This window comes from Aquabacterium parvum (genome assembly GCF_001447195.1).
GTDB lineage: Bacteria > Pseudomonadota > Gammaproteobacteria > Burkholderiales > Burkholderiaceae_C > Aquabacterium > Aquabacterium parvum.
In genome coordinates this window covers 58,648-75,536 of the sequence record NZ_LFRI01000235.1, presented here as the reverse complement: position 1 = coordinate 75,536, position 16,889 = coordinate 58,648, and the positions used below count along the sequence as shown (strand labels likewise).

The 16,889-nt window shown below is 67.0% G+C and carries 13 protein-coding genes and 1 tRNA gene; 9 read left to right on the top strand and 5 right to left on the bottom strand.

Features of this window, described 5'->3' with window-relative positions; translation table 11 throughout:
* Positions 1-9 precede the first annotated feature (9 nt).
* Positions 10-84: transfer RNA gene (locus ABG80_RS08530), tRNA-Arg, on the top strand.
* A 2-nt stretch (positions 85-86) separates the two neighbouring features.
* Here the strand turns inward: ABG80_RS08530 and ABG80_RS08525 are convergent.
* On the bottom strand, positions 87-371 hold the full coding sequence (locus tag ABG80_RS08525; protein ID WP_058087290.1) for an H-NS family nucleoid-associated regulatory protein: 285 nt from the start codon (positions 369-371) through the stop codon (positions 87-89).
* 229 nt (positions 372-600) lie between these two features.
* Between ABG80_RS08525 and ABG80_RS08520 the strand changes: the two genes are divergently transcribed.
* The 3 genes from ABG80_RS08520 (at position 601) to ABG80_RS08510 (ending at position 4,546) form a co-directional block, all read left to right on the top strand.
* Entirely contained in the window at positions 601-2,268 is a 1,668-nt protein-coding gene (locus tag ABG80_RS08520) for a methyl-accepting chemotaxis protein (protein WP_058087289.1), read from the top strand.
* A gap of 68 nt (positions 2,269-2,336) precedes the next feature.
* The gene (locus tag ABG80_RS08515) at positions 2,337-3,080 is read left to right on the top strand and encodes a metallophosphoesterase family protein (RefSeq protein WP_058087288.1); all 744 of its coding nucleotides are present in this window, start codon (positions 2,337-2,339) and stop codon (positions 3,078-3,080) included.
* A 32-nt stretch (positions 3,081-3,112) separates the two neighbouring features.
* Positions 3,113-4,546: a bifunctional serine/threonine-protein kinase/universal stress protein gene (locus tag ABG80_RS08510; RefSeq protein WP_152987538.1), complete on the top strand. Its 1,434-nt coding sequence runs from the start codon at positions 3,113-3,115 to the stop codon at positions 4,544-4,546.
* Here ABG80_RS08510 and ABG80_RS08505 read toward each other — a convergent pair.
* Positions 4,491-5,462: a LysR family transcriptional regulator gene (locus ABG80_RS08505; RefSeq protein ID WP_058087287.1), complete on the bottom strand. Its 972-nt coding sequence runs from the start codon at positions 5,460-5,462 to the stop codon at positions 4,491-4,493. The genes ABG80_RS08510 and ABG80_RS08505 overlap by 56 nt on opposite strands.
* 73 nt (positions 5,463-5,535) lie before the next feature.
* Here ABG80_RS08505 and ABG80_RS08500 point away from each other — a divergent pair, with 73 nt between their 5' ends.
* Positions 5,536-6,543: a sodium-dependent bicarbonate transport family permease gene (locus ABG80_RS08500; RefSeq protein ID WP_058087286.1), complete on the top strand. Its 1,008-nt coding sequence runs from the start codon at positions 5,536-5,538 to the stop codon at positions 6,541-6,543.
* 2 nt (positions 6,544-6,545) lie between these two features.
* On the opposite strand, the gene ABG80_RS08495 is transcribed toward ABG80_RS08500, so the two are convergent.
* From ABG80_RS08495 to parC, 3 genes are all read right to left on the bottom strand, one after another.
* Positions 6,546-8,411, bottom strand: coding sequence for a methyl-accepting chemotaxis protein (locus ABG80_RS08495; RefSeq protein WP_058087285.1), 1,866 nt, complete (start codon positions 8,409-8,411; stop codon positions 6,546-6,548).
* A gap of 134 nt (positions 8,412-8,545) precedes the next feature.
* Positions 8,546-9,544: a PEP-CTERM sorting domain-containing protein gene (locus ABG80_RS08490; protein WP_058087284.1), complete on the bottom strand. Its 999-nt coding sequence runs from the start codon at positions 9,542-9,544 to the stop codon at positions 8,546-8,548.
* Positions 9,545-9,668: 124 nt separating this feature from the next.
* A complete protein-coding gene (gene parC, locus ABG80_RS08485) occupies positions 9,669-11,996 on the bottom strand; it encodes a DNA topoisomerase IV subunit A (RefSeq protein WP_058087283.1) in 2,328 nt (775 codons plus the stop codon).
* Between the two features lie 181 nt (positions 11,997-12,177).
* Here parC and ABG80_RS08480 point away from each other — a divergent pair, with 181 nt between their 5' ends.
* From ABG80_RS08480 to ABG80_RS08470, 4 genes are read left to right on the top strand one after another with little or no spacing between them, the layout of a single operon-like run.
* Positions 12,178-13,806 carry an FAD-binding domain-containing protein gene (locus tag ABG80_RS08480; protein WP_058087282.1) on the top strand — a complete coding sequence of 543 codons (1,629 nt, stop codon included), beginning with the start codon at positions 12,178-12,180 and terminating at the stop codon, positions 13,804-13,806.
* Complete coding sequence (locus ABG80_RS21330) at positions 13,807-13,980, top strand: DUF2256 domain-containing protein (RefSeq protein WP_083505936.1); 174 nt, start codon at positions 13,807-13,809, stop codon at positions 13,978-13,980.
* On the top strand, positions 13,977-15,308 hold the full coding sequence (locus tag ABG80_RS08475; RefSeq protein WP_058087281.1) for a DASH family cryptochrome: 1,332 nt from the start codon (positions 13,977-13,979) through the stop codon (positions 15,306-15,308). The genes ABG80_RS21330 and ABG80_RS08475 overlap by 4 nt, the downstream gene beginning before the upstream one ends.
* On the top strand, positions 15,305-16,843 hold the full coding sequence (locus tag ABG80_RS08470) for a cryptochrome/photolyase family protein (RefSeq protein ID WP_058087280.1): 1,539 nt from the start codon (positions 15,305-15,307) through the stop codon (positions 16,841-16,843). Before ABG80_RS08475 ends, ABG80_RS08470 begins: the two co-directional genes overlap by 4 nt.
* Positions 16,844-16,889 lie beyond the last annotated feature (46 nt).

Below are 16,889 nucleotides of genomic sequence, written 5' to 3'. Positions count from 1 at the left end.
AACCGCTCGCTCTCCGTAGTTCAATGGATAGAACGGCCGCCTCCTAAGCGGCAAATACAGGTTCGATTCCTGTCGGGGGGACCACCTCAGGCCGAGGTGGCAGGGTCATCTGACATCGACACGCGCAGCTCCTGCACCGTGTAACCCTCTCGCGTGAGCGCCAGCTTGAGCCATTCGGGCTGACTGCCCTCCCCCCGCCAGGTTTCACCGGAAATCGGGTGGCGATAACAGGGCCGTGCGGGCTCTGCCACGACCGCTTGTGGCGTGACCACCACCGGCTTGATGTCGTCCAGCTCGTGGGCTTCGATTTGCCAGAAATCAACCAGCTTGCGCACGGAGCGCAGCACCGCTTCCTGCTCGGCTGTCTTCATGGGGTGAACCTCTTAGGTGCCAAGTCCGGCACGATCTACAAAGATGGTAACAAACCCATGGAGTAAGACGCGGAACGCCGGCCTTTTTCCCGCCTCCAGCCCTTTCGCTTGCGGGCACCATTCCGAAAAAGCATTGCATGACGCCTGAACCACGAGGTCAGGCGCCCGCCCCGGCAGGATGGCGTTCAAACCCTGTCGACTCGCAACCCCGAGACGAACGAGGCTTGGAATGAGACCGAATCTGCCTGTGACCGAGCAGGAATTTGCCTTCCCGAAAGGCGACACCCTGGTTTCGACCACCGACCTCAAGGGCCGCATCACCTATTGCAACCCGGGCTTCATCCACGTCAGTGGCTACACCCGCGAAGAGTTGCTGGGGCAACCCCACAACATGATCCGCCACCCCGACATGCCGGAAGAGGCCTTCCGAGACATGTGGGAGACGATTGCCTCGGGCCGACCCTGGACCGCCCTGGTGAAAAACCGCCGCAAGGACGGCTCCTTCTACTGGGTTCAGGCCAACGTCACCCCGCTGATGGAAGACGGCCGGCCTGTCGGCTACATGTCGGTTCGCACCGAGCCAGAGCGCGAGGCCGTGGCCCAGGCCAGCGAGTTGTATCGCGTCATGCGGCAGGAAAAAGAAGCAGGACGGTTGATCCACACCCTGCGCAACGGCCGCGTGCTGAAAAACACCTGGGGTGGCCGCACCGCCGAGCGCCTCAAACCTGGCTTGAGCGAGCGCCTGGCCATGATCGCTGGCAGCGTCGCCCTCATCGGATTCGGCATGGGCATGTGGGCAGGCGGCAGCGGCCAAGGCCTGCTCTCGCCGATCAGCTTGGGTTGCCTGCTGGTGCTGGGCACCTTGATCGCCTTGGCCAGCATGAAGATCCGCAGCATGACCATGGGCCCGATCAAGGCCCTGATGGACTCGGCCAATCGCATGGCGGCCGGCGACCTGACCCAAGTCATCCACTCCGATCGCCACGACCTCATCGGACAGTTCACCCGCTCGCTCAATCAGCTCAACGTGAACCTGCGCTCCATCGTCAAGGACGCGCGCATGCAGGTCGACGAAATGCTGCTGGCCACGCGGGAGATCGCCGCCGGTAACCAGGACCTGTCCAGCCGCACCGAGTCGCAGGCCAGCAGCCTGCAGCAAACGGCGGCCTCGATGGAAGAGATCACCGGGACCGTCAAGCACAGCTCCGACACGGCCGGCCAGGCCGCCGACCTGGCGACCCAGACGACGGCCATCACCCAGCGCAGCAGCCAGGTGGTCAGCGACGTGACCCAGACCATGCAGGCGATCGAAGACTCGTCCAGACGCATCGGCGAAATCATCCAGGTGATCGACAGCATCGCCTTTCAGACCAACATCCTGGCGCTCAACGCTGCGGTGGAAGCCGCCCGCGCAGGCGAGCAAGGTCGAGGCTTCGCGGTCGTGGCTTCGGAGGTTCGTGCCCTGGCGGGCCGCACCGCCACCGCCGCTCGCGAGGTCAAGCAACTCATCACCGATTCGGCCGACAAGGTGCGCGCCGGCAGCGAACTCACCCACGCCGCGCAAAACACCATGCAAGAGGCCGTGCAGTCGGTCGAGCAGGTCACCACGCTGGTCACCCAGATCAGTGGCGGCGCACGCGAGCAACTCAGCGGCATCTCGCAGATCAACTCGGCGGTGGCCCAGCTGGACAGCATCACGCAGCAAAACGCCGCAGCGGTGGAGCAGATTGCCGCAGCGTCGATGAGCCTGGCTCAGCGCGCCAAATCGGTCGCCGAGGCGGTCCAGGTGTTCCACACCGAGGTCGGCGGCAAGTCTGCCCACAGCCACGATGCTGTGGCTTTGCGCAAGGAAATGAAGGGCCAGGCTGCTCGTCAAGACCTGTCTGCCCCAGCTTGATGCCCAGGGCAGCGGCGGGCTAGCATGGGCAACTGTGCCTCTTGCGCCCGTTCTGAGCTGTCCCTTTCATGAAACTCGCCATCCTCTCGGACCTGCACGCCAATCGGCAGGCCGTCGAAGCCGTCTGGGCGCACGCACGCGAAGGGGGCTGCGAGCAAACCGTCCTGCTGGGTGACTTCGTGGACTACGGCGCCGATCCGGCCTGGGTCATGGATTTCGTCATGGCCCAGCACGCGGGCGGCGCCATCGTCGTCAAAGGCAACCACGACGACGCCCTGCGGCACGAAGACCAGCACAACCTGGGCAACCACGTGTTGGCCTCCCTGGCCTGGACCCGCGAACAGCTGAGCGCCGCACACATCGCCTTCATCGAGTCACTGCCCCTGACCGCTGTCCTGGGCGACTGCCTGTTTGCCCACGCCAACGTGCACGACCCGTCCCACTGGGGCTACGTGCAAGGCCGCATGGAGGCCACGCGCAGCCTGTTTGCCTCGCAGCAGTCGCACGTGTTTTGCGGCCACATGCACGACCCGTGCCTCTACCACCTGTCGTCCACCGGCAAGTCGGGCGAGTTTCAGCCGGTCGACGCCACGCCCATCCAGCTCTCACCCATGCGCCGCTGGCTCGCCATCCCCGGCTCCGTCGGGCAGCCCCGAGACGGCAACCCGGCCGCCTGCTACGCCACGTTCGAAACCGAATCTGCCACCCTCACCTTTCACCGCGTGCCCTACGACCACGACGCGGCGGCGCAGCGCGTGATCGATGCCGGCCTGCCCGAATCGCTGGCCCAGCGCCTTCGCGACGGACGCTGAGCACCCCCTCATCGCCGACAGGAGCCCGCACGATGACCATGTCTCCCGCCAAACTGCAGGCAGGCGATCGCATCGACGGCTTCGTGCTCAAGGCCAAGCTGCACCAGGGCGGCATGGCCACGTTGTGGTCTGTCGAGCGCGTCGACGAACAAGGACGGGCCGTGCACCCACCTGGTGAGCCGCAGCTGATCATGAAGGTGCCGCGCATCAAAGGTGGCGAGGACCCAGCCACCATCGTCGGCTTCGAGGTCGAGCAGATGGTCATGCCGATGCTCAAAGGCCCGCATGCACCCCGCTTCGTCGGCAAGGGTGACTTCACCCGCATGCCCTACATCGTGATGGAGCACATCGCTGGCGACACGCTGCGGCCTCGGCTGGACCGCGCCCCTTTGCCGATCGAAGAGGTGGCCGACATCGGCCAGCGGGTGGCACTGGCCCTGCATGACCTGCACAAGCAGCACCTGGTGCACCTGGACGTCAAGCCCAGCAACATCATGTTCCGCGCCACCGGTGAGGCCGTGATGGTGGACTTCGGTCTGAGCCGCCACGACAAGCTGCCCGATCTGCTCGAAGAAGAGTTCTCGCTGCCCATGGGCACGGGCCCCTACATCTCGCCCGAGCAGGTGCAGTTCGTGCGCAACGACCCGCGCAGCGACCTGTTCGCGTTGGGCGTGATGCTCTACCACCTGACCACGGGCGAGCGCCCCTTCGGCAACCCCAGCAGCGTGCCCGGCCTGCGCAAGCGCCTTTACACGGACCCGGTGCCCCCGCGCGACATCCGCTCAGACACCCCCGCCTGGCTGCAGGAAGTCATCCTGCGCTGCCTGGAGATCGACCCGCAGCAGCGCTACCAGACGGGCGCACAGCTCACGCTGGACCTGCAACACCCCGAACAGATCCCGCTGACCCAGCGCGCCGAACGCACCGGCACGCGCGGCACGCTCAGCACCATGAAGCGCTGGTTCAAGGCCATGGGCCACGAGCCCAAATCGGACGTGCCCAGCAGCCAGCACGTCGAGCGCAGCCCCATCCTGATGGTGGCCATCGGCATCAAGAACAGCACGCCCGAGCTCGACAAGAAGCTGCTGGCCACCGTGCGCCGCATCATGCAGATGGAGCCGGGCGCCCGACTGGCTTGCGTCAGCGTGATGAAAACCAACCGCATCGGCATGGACACCCTGGTGGACGAGTCCGGCAACAGCCTGCACGTGCAACAGCTGGTGGCCATCAAACATTGGGCCAGGCCGCTGCAACAGCAGTTGCAGATGGACGAACACCGGCTGACTTACCACGTGCTCGAAGCCCCGGACACGGCCAGCGCCATCGTCGAGTTCGCCACGCGCAACCAGGTCGACCACATCGTCATGGGTGCGCGGGGCAACTCGTCGCTGCGCCGCTACCTGGGCAGCGTCAGCGCGCAGGTCGTCGCCGAGGCGGAGTGCTCGGTGACGGTGGTTCGGGTGTGAGCGCACCTGACTGAGGTGCGCCCTGCGCGCCATTGAGCGTCTCGCGCAGGAAGTCCAGGAAGGCGCGCGCCACCGGCGTGGGCTGACGCTCCTGACGTCGCACCAGGTACCAACGCGACGCGATCGGAAAGCCCTGCACGTCGAGCACAGCGAGGCCCTCGTGCGCCGGGTCGCGGTCGAGCGCATGACGCGACAACACCGCCAGGCCATAACCACCCGCCACGGCCTGCTTGATGGCCTCGTTGCTGCCCAGGGACATCTGCACCCGCGGGCTGAAACCCCATGCGGCGAACTGCCGCTCGCAGCTGATGCGCGTGCCCGAGCCTGGCTCGCGCAGGATGAAGCGCTCGCCCGCCACGGCCTTGAGTTGGAGGCCCGGCTTCGCGGCCAAGGGATGTTGCCTGGACGCGATCATCACCAAGGGGTTGTCCAGCAGGAACTCGGCCTCCACGGCCACGTGATCAGGCGGCGTGGTCATGATGACGAGGTCGTCCAGCGACTGCTCCAGTCGGCGCACGATGCTGTCTCGGTTGGCCACCTCCAGGTGCACATCGATGTCTGGGTAGCGCTGCGAAAAAGGGCCCAGCAGGCGCGGGATGAAGGACTTGGCGGTGCTCACGACGGCCACGTCGAGTCGGCCGCGCTTGAGGCCCTGCAGGTCGGCCAGTTCCATCTCGAACTCGGCCCAGCGGTGCAGCACGTCGTGGCAGGCGCGCGCCAGGCGCTGTCCGGCGTCGGTCAGGCGGATGCCCCGCCCCAACGGCTCGTACAGCGGCACGCCCGCGGCCTCGGACAGCTGGCGCAACTGCATGGACACCGTCGGCTGGGTGACGTGTTCGGCCTCGGCCGCAGCGGTGACGGAGCCGGTTTCGGCCAGCGCCTGGAAGAGCCGCAACTGACGCCAGGTGACATGCATAGGTTTTTATCTAACCATCAGATCAAAAGATTTGATTTTTCATGATACCTGCAAAACCCTAGGATGGCGCCCCATGAACCCGCTCCAGAACCTGCTCGACCCCGCCATCCTGTTTTTCGTCTTCGGTGTGGTCGCTGGCCTGCTGCGATCCAACCTCGAGGTGCCGCCGCAAATCGCGCGCTTCCTGTCGCTCTACCTGTTGATGTCGGTGGGCCTGAAGGGCGGTTTCTCGCTGGCCCACAGCGGCCTGGGCGCCGATGTGCTCGGCAGCTTGGGGGCCGCGCTGCTGCTGGCCCTGCTGGTGCCGGCCCTGGGTTACCTGCTGCTGCGCAAATGGCTTTCGCGCTTCGACGCGGCGGCCGTGGCGGCCACGTATGGCTCGGTCAGCGCCACGACTTTCATCGCGGCCAGCCAGTACCTGGCGCAACTGCAAGTGCCCTTTGGTGGACACATGGCCGTGGCCCTGGTGCTGATGGAGTCGCCTGCCATCCTGATGGCGATGGCGCTGGCGGCCTGGGCTCGGCGGCAGCAGGCCGCAGAACAAGCGGTGCCAGGCGCTTGCAGGCCGGCTCCGGGCGCACCGGCGCCTTCTCATTGGCACGTGGTGCGCGAAGCCTTCACCGACGGCGCCAACCTGCTGCTGCTGGGCAGTTTGCTGATCGGCTGGGCAACCGGTGACCAGGGCAAGCTGATGATGGAGCCTTTCTCCGGCGCGCTGTTCAAGGGCATGCTGGCGCTGTTCCTGCTCGACCTGGGTTTGCTGGTGGCGCGCCAGTTGCCAGCCCTGCGGCAGGTGCACCCTGCCTTGATCGGCTACGGCGTCGTCGGCCCCCTGACCCATGGCTTGATCGCCATGGGGCTGGCGGCGGTGCTGGGCCTGCCGGTCGGTGACACGATCTTGCTGGTGGTGCTGGCGGCCAGCTCGTCCTACATCGTGGTGCCGGCGGTGTTGCGGCACGCCATGCCGGAAGCCCAGCCGGGGCTCTACCTCGGGCTGTCGCTGGGGGTGACGTTCGTCTTCAACATCCTGATCGGCATCCCCCTGTATGCCTGGGCGGTGCAGGCCCTGTGGGCCCGCTGACTTCAGGAGCGAACCTTGAACGCCGCCACCGACTCCGACAGCGAAATGGCTTGCTGCTTGAGGCTCTCGGCGGCAGCGGTCGACTGCTCGACCAAGGCCGCGTTCTGCTGTTTCATGCCATCGAGCTGAGTGATGGCCTGGTTGATCTGACCAATGCCCTCGCCTTGCTGGACCGCCGCCTGCGAAAGGTCAGCGATCAAGGCATTGACCCGGTCGACCGAGCCCACAAGCTCGCGCAGCGACTCGCCAGCCTTGGCCACGTTGACCGAGCCGGTCTCGACCATGTCTGACGAGGCCCCGATCAAGGTGCGGATCTCCTTGGCCGCCTCGCCACTGCGCTGAGCCAGGGCCCGAACCTCGGAGGCCACCACCGCGAAGCCACGCCCCTGCTCCCCGGCTCGCGCGGCTTCCACCGCCGCATTGAGCGCCAGGATGTTGGTCTGGAACGCGATGCCGTCGATCACGCCGATGATGTCGCGGATCCTGGTCGATGAGCTGCTGATCTCGGACATGGTGTGGACCACGTCGTCCATCGCGGCGCCGCTGAGCTGGGCCGTCTGCATGGCCGCGCCGGCCAGCTCGCGGGCCTCCTGGGCGACCGTCGCGCTGTGTTGCACGGAGTGGGTGATCTGCGCCATCGCCGCTGCCGTTTCCTGCAATGCGCTGGCGGCCTGTTCGGTCCGGCTGCTCAGGTCCTGGTTGCCCACGGCCACCTCGGTGCTCGCCACGTTGATGGTCTCGGTGGACTGCCGAATCGATCGGACCATGCCCGAGAGCGTGCCGACGAATCGGTTGAAGTTCATGGCCAGCTCACCGGTTTCGTCCTGCGTCTCGACGACCATCTCGCGGGTGAGGTCGCCTTCGCCGCTGGCGATTTCACCCAGCAGTGACGACGCGCGCTGAACCGGCCCGGCGATGGCGCGGCTGAACAGCGTCACCAGCACGGCCGCGACCAGCACGGAACCCAGGCCCGTGGCGATCGTGACCCACCACAAGGTCGAACGGATGGGGCCTGCCACCTCGGCCTCGGGCACCTCGGCGAAAACGTAGAGGTTCAGATCGGGCACGAACGAGGACGCCACCATCATCCGGCCCTGGTCCGAGTCCCGGCTCGATGAGGCCTGGGCCTCGCCCTTGAGCAATGGGAGCAGGTCGGCTTCGGTCCAGCCAGCCAGGCTCGAGACCTTCGGGCGCTGGCTGGTGATGGCCGGGTCGCCATGCAATAACACCGTGCCGTCGGGGCGCACCAGGAACACGTGCCCTGTTTGAGCGATGCGGTAGTTCTTGATGAGGCTGGTCAGGCTGTCCACAGCCAGCCCCAGCCCGGTGATGCCACGCTGACCACCTTCGGCCTGGAACACCACGTTGATGAACAGGTTCGGCACGTTGTTGGACTTGTCGACGTCCAGGTCCAGGCTGAGCTGTTTGCCAGCGGCCAGGAAACCGTAGAACCAGCCGTCGGCGGCGGCGTCACGGCTGAGCGTGCGGTCCAGCCCCTTGTCGGTGTGATATCGCCCGGACGACTCGGACACCCAGTACACGCTGGAGGCCTGGGCCACTTCCTTGAGCTTGCCGGCATACGCCTGCCAGGCCGCCAGTTGCTCCGGCGGCGTACCCGCGGCCTCCCATTGCAGCAAAGCCGGGTTGACGGCCATCGCGCGCGATTGGGCCAGGGGGCCAGCGATGACTTTGAGCAGGTCGTTGCGGATGGCGGTGACGTTGACCGGCAATTCCTCGCGGGCAGAACGCTCCAACAATCGGTCCCCGATCAGCCAGATGCCGACCGCCGAAGAGATCCCGATGGTCAGGATGAGGCTGCCCGTCAGGCCGAGGATGAGTTTCTTCTGGATCGAAAGCTTCGCGAACATGCTGCGCCCTTGTTTGGACGCAGCGCGGCCGCATCCGATTCACCGACATCGTCGGTTTTTCGGATGGCGACTCGCGTTCTGAAGCTCATTTCACCGAATGCAAACCGCACACGGTTGGGGCGCGCGAGCCAGGCTCAGCCTTGGCTGCGGCGTCGGGCCAGGCCCAGTCCAGTCAGGCCCGCCAACATCAGCGCCAGGGTTTCGGGCTCAGGCACGGCGGGCGCCAGGCCTTCGTAACGGAAGCCCGAGGCCGAGGTGAAGGTGTAGCCGTCTGCCAGCTCCAGGCCGATGTGATCGGAGAACATGGCGTTGACACCCACGTCGCAGTTGGAGAGGTGGAAGCACCGGGCGTTCTGGTGCACGGTGTATTCCAGCGTGAGGTCAACGCCGGTGGGCACAACCAGGCTCAACAGCACCTCACCGGTGTAGCGGCCGTTGTTGACCTCGCCGTTGCCGTACACGCCATCGGGGCCACCCAGGGCCCACTCGCGGAAGAGGCCCTTGGAGGCGCTCTCGTACGTGGTGAAGTACTCGATGGTCTCGACGCCGCATTCGGTCATCTCGCCTTCGCCCGTGCAGGTGGCCTCGGGGTCGTAAGCGGGGTTGGGCGTGCGGTAGCTCAGGGTGGCGTAACGCGAGGAATCGGCTTGCAGGAAGTGCGAGAGCCCCACGCGCTCGAAAGACGACAGCGCCAGGCCGCTGAACTGGCTGTCGTAGCTCATGCGGAAGGTCACGGTGGTCGTGGCGCCCGGGCCGCTGATGCGCACGGTGTCGCTCAGGTCAAGGCGGGCGTAGGACTGGGCGATGCTGGTGGGCCGGCCTGCGTCACCGGTGGTGGCGGTGGTCTGGGCCTTGAAGGTGCCGCTGTACGGGTCGACCCAGGCGTTGACGCTGGCCGAAACCGATCCGGCTGTGGCGGTGCGTTGCCCACCCGTGCTCAGCGGCAATGCATCGTCGCCGGGGTAAACGTACTGGAAGGTGCCGGTTTTGATCTCTTCGGCATCCAGGCCCCAGGCGAAGGTGACCGAGCCACCCGGCGTCTCCACGGTGCCTGCTTGGGCCGAAACCACCAGCGTGCTCAAGATGGCAGCAAGGTGGATGGCACGGGAAGGACGCAGCGGCGAACGAGACATGGCTTTCTCCTGGTTTGGGTGATTCGACGGGGCAGAGCGTACCCGAGGAAAACCCTGCATCCTGCCGACCGAGCAGCACACCCACCCAGTCAAGGGAGGGGCGCTCGGACGGCGTCGGGACCAATCAGGACAAAGCCAGCAAACGGGCCACCTTCTGGAAGGCCTCAACCGGTTTGCCCTTGCGCGCGCGCTTGCCCACGTGGGCCGCATAGGCGGAGTTGCGCACGTCTTCTTCCTTGGGCTTGGCGCCACGGGTGGTGCCGATCACGCGCACGCCGTTGTGCACCGTCGCCACGGAGGCCAGCGGGGCCTTCTTGGCGTCGACCTCCATCAGCGTCAGGCCCCGGCCACCGTTGGACTGCAGCTTGAGCTCATCGAGCCCGAACACCAGCATGCGACCATCGGCGCACAGGCAGGCCACCTGGGTGTGCGCCGGCTGCACCACGATCGGAGGCAGCACCGTGTCGCCCTCGTCGAGCGTCAGGAAGGACTTGCCGCCCTTCTGGCGCGTCATCAGGTCACCCAGCTTGGCCAGCAGGCCGAAGCCGCCGCTGTTGGCCAGCAGGATGGTCTGCTCAACGTTGCCAGCCAGGTAGTGCGCCGGCTGCGTGCCCGACTCCAGCTCGATCAGGGTCGTGATGGGCTGGCCATCGCCCCGCGCGCCCGGCAATGCGCTGACCGCCACGCTGTAGACGCGGCCGTTGCTGCCCAGCACGATGAGCGGGTCGACCGTGCGGCACTCGAAGGTGCCATACAGGCCATCGCCCGCCTTGAAGGCAAAGCCCGCCGGGTCGTGACCATGGCCGGTGCGCGCACGCACCCAGCCCTTCTCGCTGATGACCACCGTCACCGGCTCGTCGATGACCTTGACCTCGGCGACGGCGCGCTTTTCAGCCTGGATCAGGGTGCGGCGGTCATCTCCAAACTGCTTGGCGTCGGCTTCGATTTCCTTGACCACGGTGCGGCGCAGCACGCCGGGGTTGCCCAGGATGTCTTCGAGCTTGGCCTGCTCGGTGCGCAGCTCGGAGAGTTCCTGCTCGATCTTGATGGCTTCAAGCCGCGCAAGTTGGCGCAGGCGGATGTCGAGGATGTCGTCCGCCTGCCGCTCGGACAGCTTGAACGCCTCGATCAGCGCAGGTTTGGGCTCGTCGCTCTCGCGGATGATGCGGATCACCTCGTCGATGTTGAGCAGCACCAGCTGCCGGCCTTCGAGGATGTGGATGCGATCGAGCACCTTGCCCAGGCGGTGCTTCGTGCGGCGGGTCACCGTCTCCAGGCGAAAGCCGATCCACTCGGTCAGGATCTGGCGCAGGCCCTTGAGCATGGGCTTGCCGTCAGCGCCCACCATGGTGAGGTTGACCGAGACGGAGGTCTCCAGGCTGGTGTGGGCCAGCAAGGTGGTGATCAGCTCTTGCTGCGAGACGGTGCGCGTCTTGGGCTCGAAGACCAGGCGCACGGCGGCGTCCTTGCTCGACTCGTCGCGCACGGTGTCGAGCACCGACAACACAGCGGCCTTGAGCTGGGTCTGGTCGGCGGTCAGGGCCTTTTTGCCCGTCTTGACCTTGGGGTTGCTGAGCTCTTCGATCTCTTCGAGCACCTTCTGCGCGCTGGTGCCGTGCGGCAGCTCGGTGACGACCAGTTGCCACTGGCCGCGAGCGAGGTCTTCGATCACCCAACGGGCGCGCACCTTCAGGCTGCCACGGCCGCTGCGGTAGGCGTCCTGGATGTCCGACGCAGCCGAGATCAACTGGCCGCCGCCCGGGAAGTCCGGCCCAGGCACGAGGGAGAACAGCTCTTCGTCGGACAGTTTGTCGTTCTTGATCAGGGCCACGCTGGCCGCAGCCACCTCGCGCAGGTTGTGGCTCGGGATCTCGGTGGCCAGGCCCACGGCGATGCCACTGGCGCCGTTGAGCAGCACGAAGGGCATGCGCGCGGGCAGCTGCTTGGGCTCTTCGGTCGAGCCGTCGTAGTTGGGCACGAAGTCCACCGTGCCCATGTCGATCTCGTCGAGCAACAGGCGCGCGATCGGCGACAGGCGGGCTTCGGTGTAGCGCATCGCTGCGGCGCCGTCGCCATCGCGCGAGCCGAAGTTGCCCTGGCCGTCGATCAGCGGGTAGCGAAGCGCGAAGTCCTGCGCCATGCGCACCATGGCGTCGTAGGCGGCCGTGTCGCCGTGGGGGTGGTAGCGGCCCAGCACGTCGCCCACCACGCGGGCGCTCTTGACCGGCTTGGGGCCGCTGTTGCCGCTGAAAGCCAGGCCCATGCGCTCCATCGCGTAGAGGATGCGGCGCTGCACGGGTTTCTGGCCGTCGCAGACATCTGGCAAGGCGCGGCCCTTGACGACGCTCAGGGCGTACTCCAGGTAAGCGCGCTCGGCGTAGTGGGCCAGGGTCAGGGAGTCACCGCCATCGGCGGGCGGGGGCGGGCTGAAATCGATGGTCTGTTGGGTCATCGGTGGGCAATCGTGTCTCTCGTGGGCCAGCCGCTGGGGCGGGCAACCATGCGCCGGGAGTTTAGCGGCAAGGCACTGCGGGCCCGCTCACCGCCCAACGGACCACACTGACCTCAGCATGACGCCGCTTTTGCGCGGCAAATCCGCGTCGAACCCGACTCGCCTGCCGATACTCGACACCATGGCCACTCCCCTTGTCTGGTTCAAGCGCGACCTGCGCGTGCACGACCACGCCGCCGTCCACGCGGCGATCTTGCGCGCACCGCAGCAGCCCTGGCGAGGCGTCTACATCGTCGAGCCTTCGGTGTGGGGCCAGCCCGACGCTTCGGCGCGCCAGCTCGGTTTTGTCATGGAATGCCTGGCCGACCTGCATGCCCAGGTGCAGGCGCACGGTGGCCGACTCGAGGTGGTGCGTGGCGAGGCCTGCGAGGCGTTGGCCCGCCTGCACGCCGAAACACCATTCGACGCCCTGCTGGCGCACGAGGAAACCGGCAACGCCCTGACCTACCAGCGTGACCTGGCCGTGGCAGCGTGGTGCCGGGATCGGGGCATCGCGTTCGAGGAGTGGCCCCAGTTCGGCGTGGTGCGCCGCCTGCGCAGCCGCGACACCTGGCACCTGGCATGGGACGCTTTCATGCGCGGCCCCACCTGGCCCGCGCCACCCCGGGCGAACGCCCTGCGCAGCGAAGTCTCGCCACACCAGCCCGGCCACGCGCCTCGGCCACCCTGGGCACTCCCGGACCTGCCCACCTTCGCGGAAGCCGACGCACCGCGCCGGCAGCGGGGGGGACGGCAGCGCGCCCTGGAGGTGCTGGACGACTTCCTGCACGACCGCTGCGCCCGATACCGAGGCGGCATTTCGTCGCCCTTGTCTGCTCCCACCGCTTGCTCGCGCCTGTCGCCCTACCTGGCGTTGGGTTGCGTGAGCCTGCGCGAGGTCGTGCAAGCCACCCACCACCGACTGGCGGAACTCGCCGAACCAGCCAGCTCGGCACCGCCCGACGAGCAGGCCCGGGCAGCACGACAGCAAGCTGGCCTGCACGCCTTCATCAGCCGCCTGCACTGGCACTGCCATTTCATCCAGAAGCTGGAAAGCGAGCCCGAAATCGAGTGGCGCAACGTGCACCGAGGCTACGACGGCTTGCGAGAGAGCGAATTCAGCGCCGAACGGTTCGCGGCCCTCCAGGCCGGGCGCACGGGCTGGCCCCTGGTGGACGCCTGCGTGGCCATGCTGCGCGAAACCGGCTGGATCAACTTCCGCATGCGCGCCATGCTGGTGTCGGTGGCCAGCTACCCACTGTGGTTGCACTGTCGGGCCGTGGGCGAGTGGCTGGCGCGGCAGTTCGTCGACTACGAGCCCGGCATCCACTGGAGCCAGATGCAGGCTGGCACCACGGGCATCAACACCACCCGCGTCTACAACCCGATCAAGCAAGCCCGCGACCATGACCCCCGCGGCGTGTTCGTGCGCCGCTGGCTGCCCGACATGCGACGCGTGCCCGACACCTGGTTGTTCGAGCCCTGGCGCATGCCCGCTGACGTGCAGGCGCGCTGTGGCCTGCGCGTGGGCGCCGACGAGCAAGCCGACATCCCCTTGCCGCTGGTGGACCTGGACGAGGCCTTGCGCAGCGCCAAGGCCAGGCTGCACGCGCGCCGTGCCGACCCCGACGTGCGTGCGGCCAAGCAGGCCATCGCGCAACGCCATGCCTCGCGCACCCACCGAGGCGACCCAGCGCAACGCGCCCGCAAGCCTCGGCAGGCGCGGCACGGCACCCCATCCAACGAAGATCAACTGTCCCTGGGGTTCTGAATGCCGCGCATGAAAAAGAAGTCGGAGCTGCCCACCAAGGTCTGCGCCTGCTGCCAACGCCCGTTTGCCTGGCGCAAGAAATGGGAGCGCGACTGGGACAAGGTGCGCTACTGCTCGGACCGTTGCCGGGGCCAGGGACCAGGGCAACCTGCATCGTCCCGGGGGAACCCATGAAGCCCGTGATCCACTGGTTTCGCCAGGACCTGAGGTTGTCGGATCACCCGGTGCTGCGAGCCTCTTGCGCATCGGCGTTGGCGCAGGGCGCGCCTTGGTTGGCCGTTTTCGTCTGGGACCCGGCGCAAACCCAGGCGACCCGGTGGGTGGCTCAGCGCATGGGCCCACACCGCTTGCTGGCGTTGCATCAAGCGCTCAGCCAACTCTCTGAAGGCCTGCGCGCCCAAGGGCACGGCCTGCTGGTGCTGCAGGGTGAACCGACACAGGCCATCACGCAGCTGGTGTCGCGCACCGGCGCGGGCGAAGTCTGGAGTGAGCAGCTGCCAGCACCAGAGGAAACCGCTGTCGAGGAGGCGCTGGCTCAAGCGGCACAGCGGGGTGGCTGGCGTTGGCAAACCCGCCACCAGGGCGGCTTGTTCGAGCTGGGTGACTTGCCCTTCAGACCTGAGCAGACACCCGATGTGTTCACGGCCTTTCGACAGGCGGTGCAGCGGTCTGGCCTGCAGGCCGAGGCGCCCCAGCCCGGCCCCACCGAATGGCCGCGGCCACTGACCGATCCTGCGCTGCAGGCCCAAGCCCACCCTTGGCCCCCAGCCCTGCTCGATGCGTCCTCGCACGTGCATGCCGACCCCAGGTCTTCGTTCCCCCTGACCGAGTCGGCCTGGCACATCGGCGAGCAAGCGGCCCGAGCCCACTGGGCGCGCTACCTGGCACAAGGGCTGCCGCACCACTACAAGGCCACCCGCAACGGCCTGCATGGCACGGCGTTCTCCACCAAGCTCGCGCCCTGGCTGGCCTGGGGCGCGATCTCGGCGCGGCAGGCTCAGCACGCCTTGCAAGCCTGGGAGGCCGAGCACGGCGCCAGCGACAGCAGCGGCTGGGTCAGCTTCGAGCTGCTGTGGCGCGAGCACTTCCGGCTGCTCCACTTCAAGCATGGCCGGCGGCTTTACCACGGCAGGGGCCTTGGCCAGCTGCCTGCGCCCACTCACGACCCTGCCGCCTTCGAGCGCTGGTGCCTGGGGCAGACCGGCCACGCCCTGGTTGACGCCGGCATGCGGGAGCTCAAGGCCACGGGCTGGCTGTCCAACCGCATGAGGCAGATCGTGGCCAGCCACCTCATCCACGAGATGCGTTGCGATTGGCGCGCCGGCGCCGCCTGGTTCGAGTCCCGGCTGATCGACTTCGACGTTTTCAGCAACCAGGGCAACTGGGCCTACATCGCCGGGCGCGGCACCGACCCTCGCGGCGGTCGGCGCTTCGATGCCGACAAACAAGCCCGCGAGCACGACCCCGATGGGGCTTACCGCCGCATGTGGAGCCAGGCATGACGACGCTGCGCCTGATCCTGGGCGATCAACTCAACCCCGACCACAGCTGGTACCGGCAGGTCGATGAGGACGTCGTCCATGTCCTCATGGAGGTCAAGCAGGAGACCTCCTACGTGCTGCACCACGCCCAGAAGGTGCTGGCCATCTTCGCTGCGATGCGGGACTTCGCCGAACACCTGCGGGCGCAGGGACACCGGGTGCGATACATCGCCATCGACCACCCGAGCAACCGGCAGGCGATCGCGGCCAACCTGGACGCGCTGATCGCCCACCACCAGGCAGACCGCGTGGCCTACCAGGCCCCGGACGAATGGCGCCTGGATGAGGAGCTGGCTCGCTGGGCTCAGGCCAAGCGGGCGCAAGGCCTGACGGTGGAGATGGCCGACACAGCGCACTTCCTGACCGCACGAGACGAAGCCGCCGAGCTGTTCGCCGGCCGCAAGCAGTGGCTGATGGAGCACTTTTATCGGCACATGCGCCGTCGCCATGGGGTGCTGATGTCGCCAGATCGTCAACCCGAAGGCGGGCAATGGAACTTCGACGCCGATAACCGCAAAGCCTGGCCAGGTCAGCCGCCCGAGCCCCCTGACTGGCGCGCGCCGCACGACCACCAGGCGCTTTGGCAGGCCATCGTGGACGCGGGCGTGACCACCTTTGGCCAGCCGCAGGCCGATCGACTGCCCTGGCCAGTGAGCGCAGACGAGGCGCGTGCGCACCTGCACGCCTTCGTCAAACACGCCCTGCCCCATTTCGGCGACTTCCAGGACGCACTCAGCCAACGGGCCAACCGGCTCTTTCACTCGCTGCTGTCGTTTGCGCTCAACGTCAAGATGCTCCACCCACGGGAGGTGATCGACGCGGCCGAGCAAGCCTGGCGAAACGGCCACGCGCCCCTGGCCGCGGCCGAGGGCTTCATCCGGCAGATCCTGGGCTGGCGCGAGTACGTTCGCGGCGTCTACTGGGCCCACATGCCCGGCTACGACGAGCGCAACCATTTCGGCCACGACCTGCCGCTGCCAAAGTGGTTCTGGACGGGCCAGACACGCATGGCCTGCATGTCGCGCGCCATCGGCCAGTCGCTGCAGGATGCCCACGCGCACCACATCCAGCGCCTGATGGTGATCGGCAACTTCGCCCTGCTCGCCGGCCTGGACCCGAAGGCCCTGCACCACTGGTACCTGGGCGTCTACATCGACGCCTTCGAGTGGGTGGAGCTGCCCAACACCCTGGGCATGAGCCAGTTCGCCGACGGGGGGCTGCTGGCCACCAAGCCTTATGTGTCCAGCGCTGCCTACCTGGATCGGATGGGCGACCACTGCCGCCATTGCCCCTACCAACGCAAGGAGCGATTGGGCGAGCAGGCCTGCCCGTTCAACGCGCTGTACTGGGACTTCCACCTCCGCCACGAAGACAGGCTGCGCCGCAACGCCCGCATTGGCATGGTTTACCGCCAGCTTGACCGCATGACCCCCGAGGCCAGGCATGCGATCTCCCAGCAAGCCATTCGACTGAGGGAAAACATCGAGCAGCTTTGAAGGCCGAATCGACCTCTCGGATGTCGTAACCTCAGGGCAGATTCAC

What these genes read in the sequence shown, in the direction of transcription:
- ABG80_RS08475 (WP_058087281.1), top strand. Translation starts at nt 13,977, where the DNA reads ATGAAGCCCGTGATCCACTGGTTTCGCCAGGACCTGAGGTTGTCGGAT.
- ABG80_RS08470 (WP_058087280.1), top strand. Translation starts at nt 15,305, where the DNA reads ATGACGACGCTGCGCCTGATCCTGGGCGATCAACTCAACCCCGACCAC.
- ABG80_RS08495 (WP_058087285.1), bottom strand. Translation starts at nt 8,411, where the DNA reads ATGTTCGCGAAGCTTTCGATCCAGAAGAAACTCATCCTCGGCCTGACG.
- ABG80_RS08490 (WP_058087284.1), bottom strand. Translation starts at nt 9,544, where the DNA reads ATGTCTCGTTCGCCGCTGCGTCCTTCCCGTGCCATCCACCTTGCTGCC.
- parC (WP_058087283.1), bottom strand. Translation starts at nt 11,996, where the DNA reads ATGACCCAACAGACCATCGATTTCAGCCCGCCCCCGCCCGCCGATGGC.
- ABG80_RS08480 (WP_058087282.1), top strand. Translation starts at nt 12,178, where the DNA reads ATGGCCACTCCCCTTGTCTGGTTCAAGCGCGACCTGCGCGTGCACGAC.
- ABG80_RS08500 (WP_058087286.1), top strand. Translation starts at nt 5,536, where the DNA reads ATGAACCCGCTCCAGAACCTGCTCGACCCCGCCATCCTGTTTTTCGTC.
- ABG80_RS21330 (WP_083505936.1), top strand. Translation starts at nt 13,807, where the DNA reads ATGCCGCGCATGAAAAAGAAGTCGGAGCTGCCCACCAAGGTCTGCGCC.
- ABG80_RS08520 (WP_058087289.1), top strand. Translation starts at nt 601, where the DNA reads ATGAGACCGAATCTGCCTGTGACCGAGCAGGAATTTGCCTTCCCGAAA.
- ABG80_RS08515 (WP_058087288.1), top strand. Translation starts at nt 2,337, where the DNA reads ATGAAACTCGCCATCCTCTCGGACCTGCACGCCAATCGGCAGGCCGTC.
- ABG80_RS08510 (WP_152987538.1), top strand. Translation starts at nt 3,113, where the DNA reads ATGACCATGTCTCCCGCCAAACTGCAGGCAGGCGATCGCATCGACGGC.
- ABG80_RS08505 (WP_058087287.1), bottom strand. Translation starts at nt 5,462, where the DNA reads ATGCATGTCACCTGGCGTCAGTTGCGGCTCTTCCAGGCGCTGGCCGAA.
- ABG80_RS08525 (WP_058087290.1), bottom strand. Translation starts at nt 371, where the DNA reads ATGAAGACAGCCGAGCAGGAAGCGGTGCTGCGCTCCGTGCGCAAGCTG.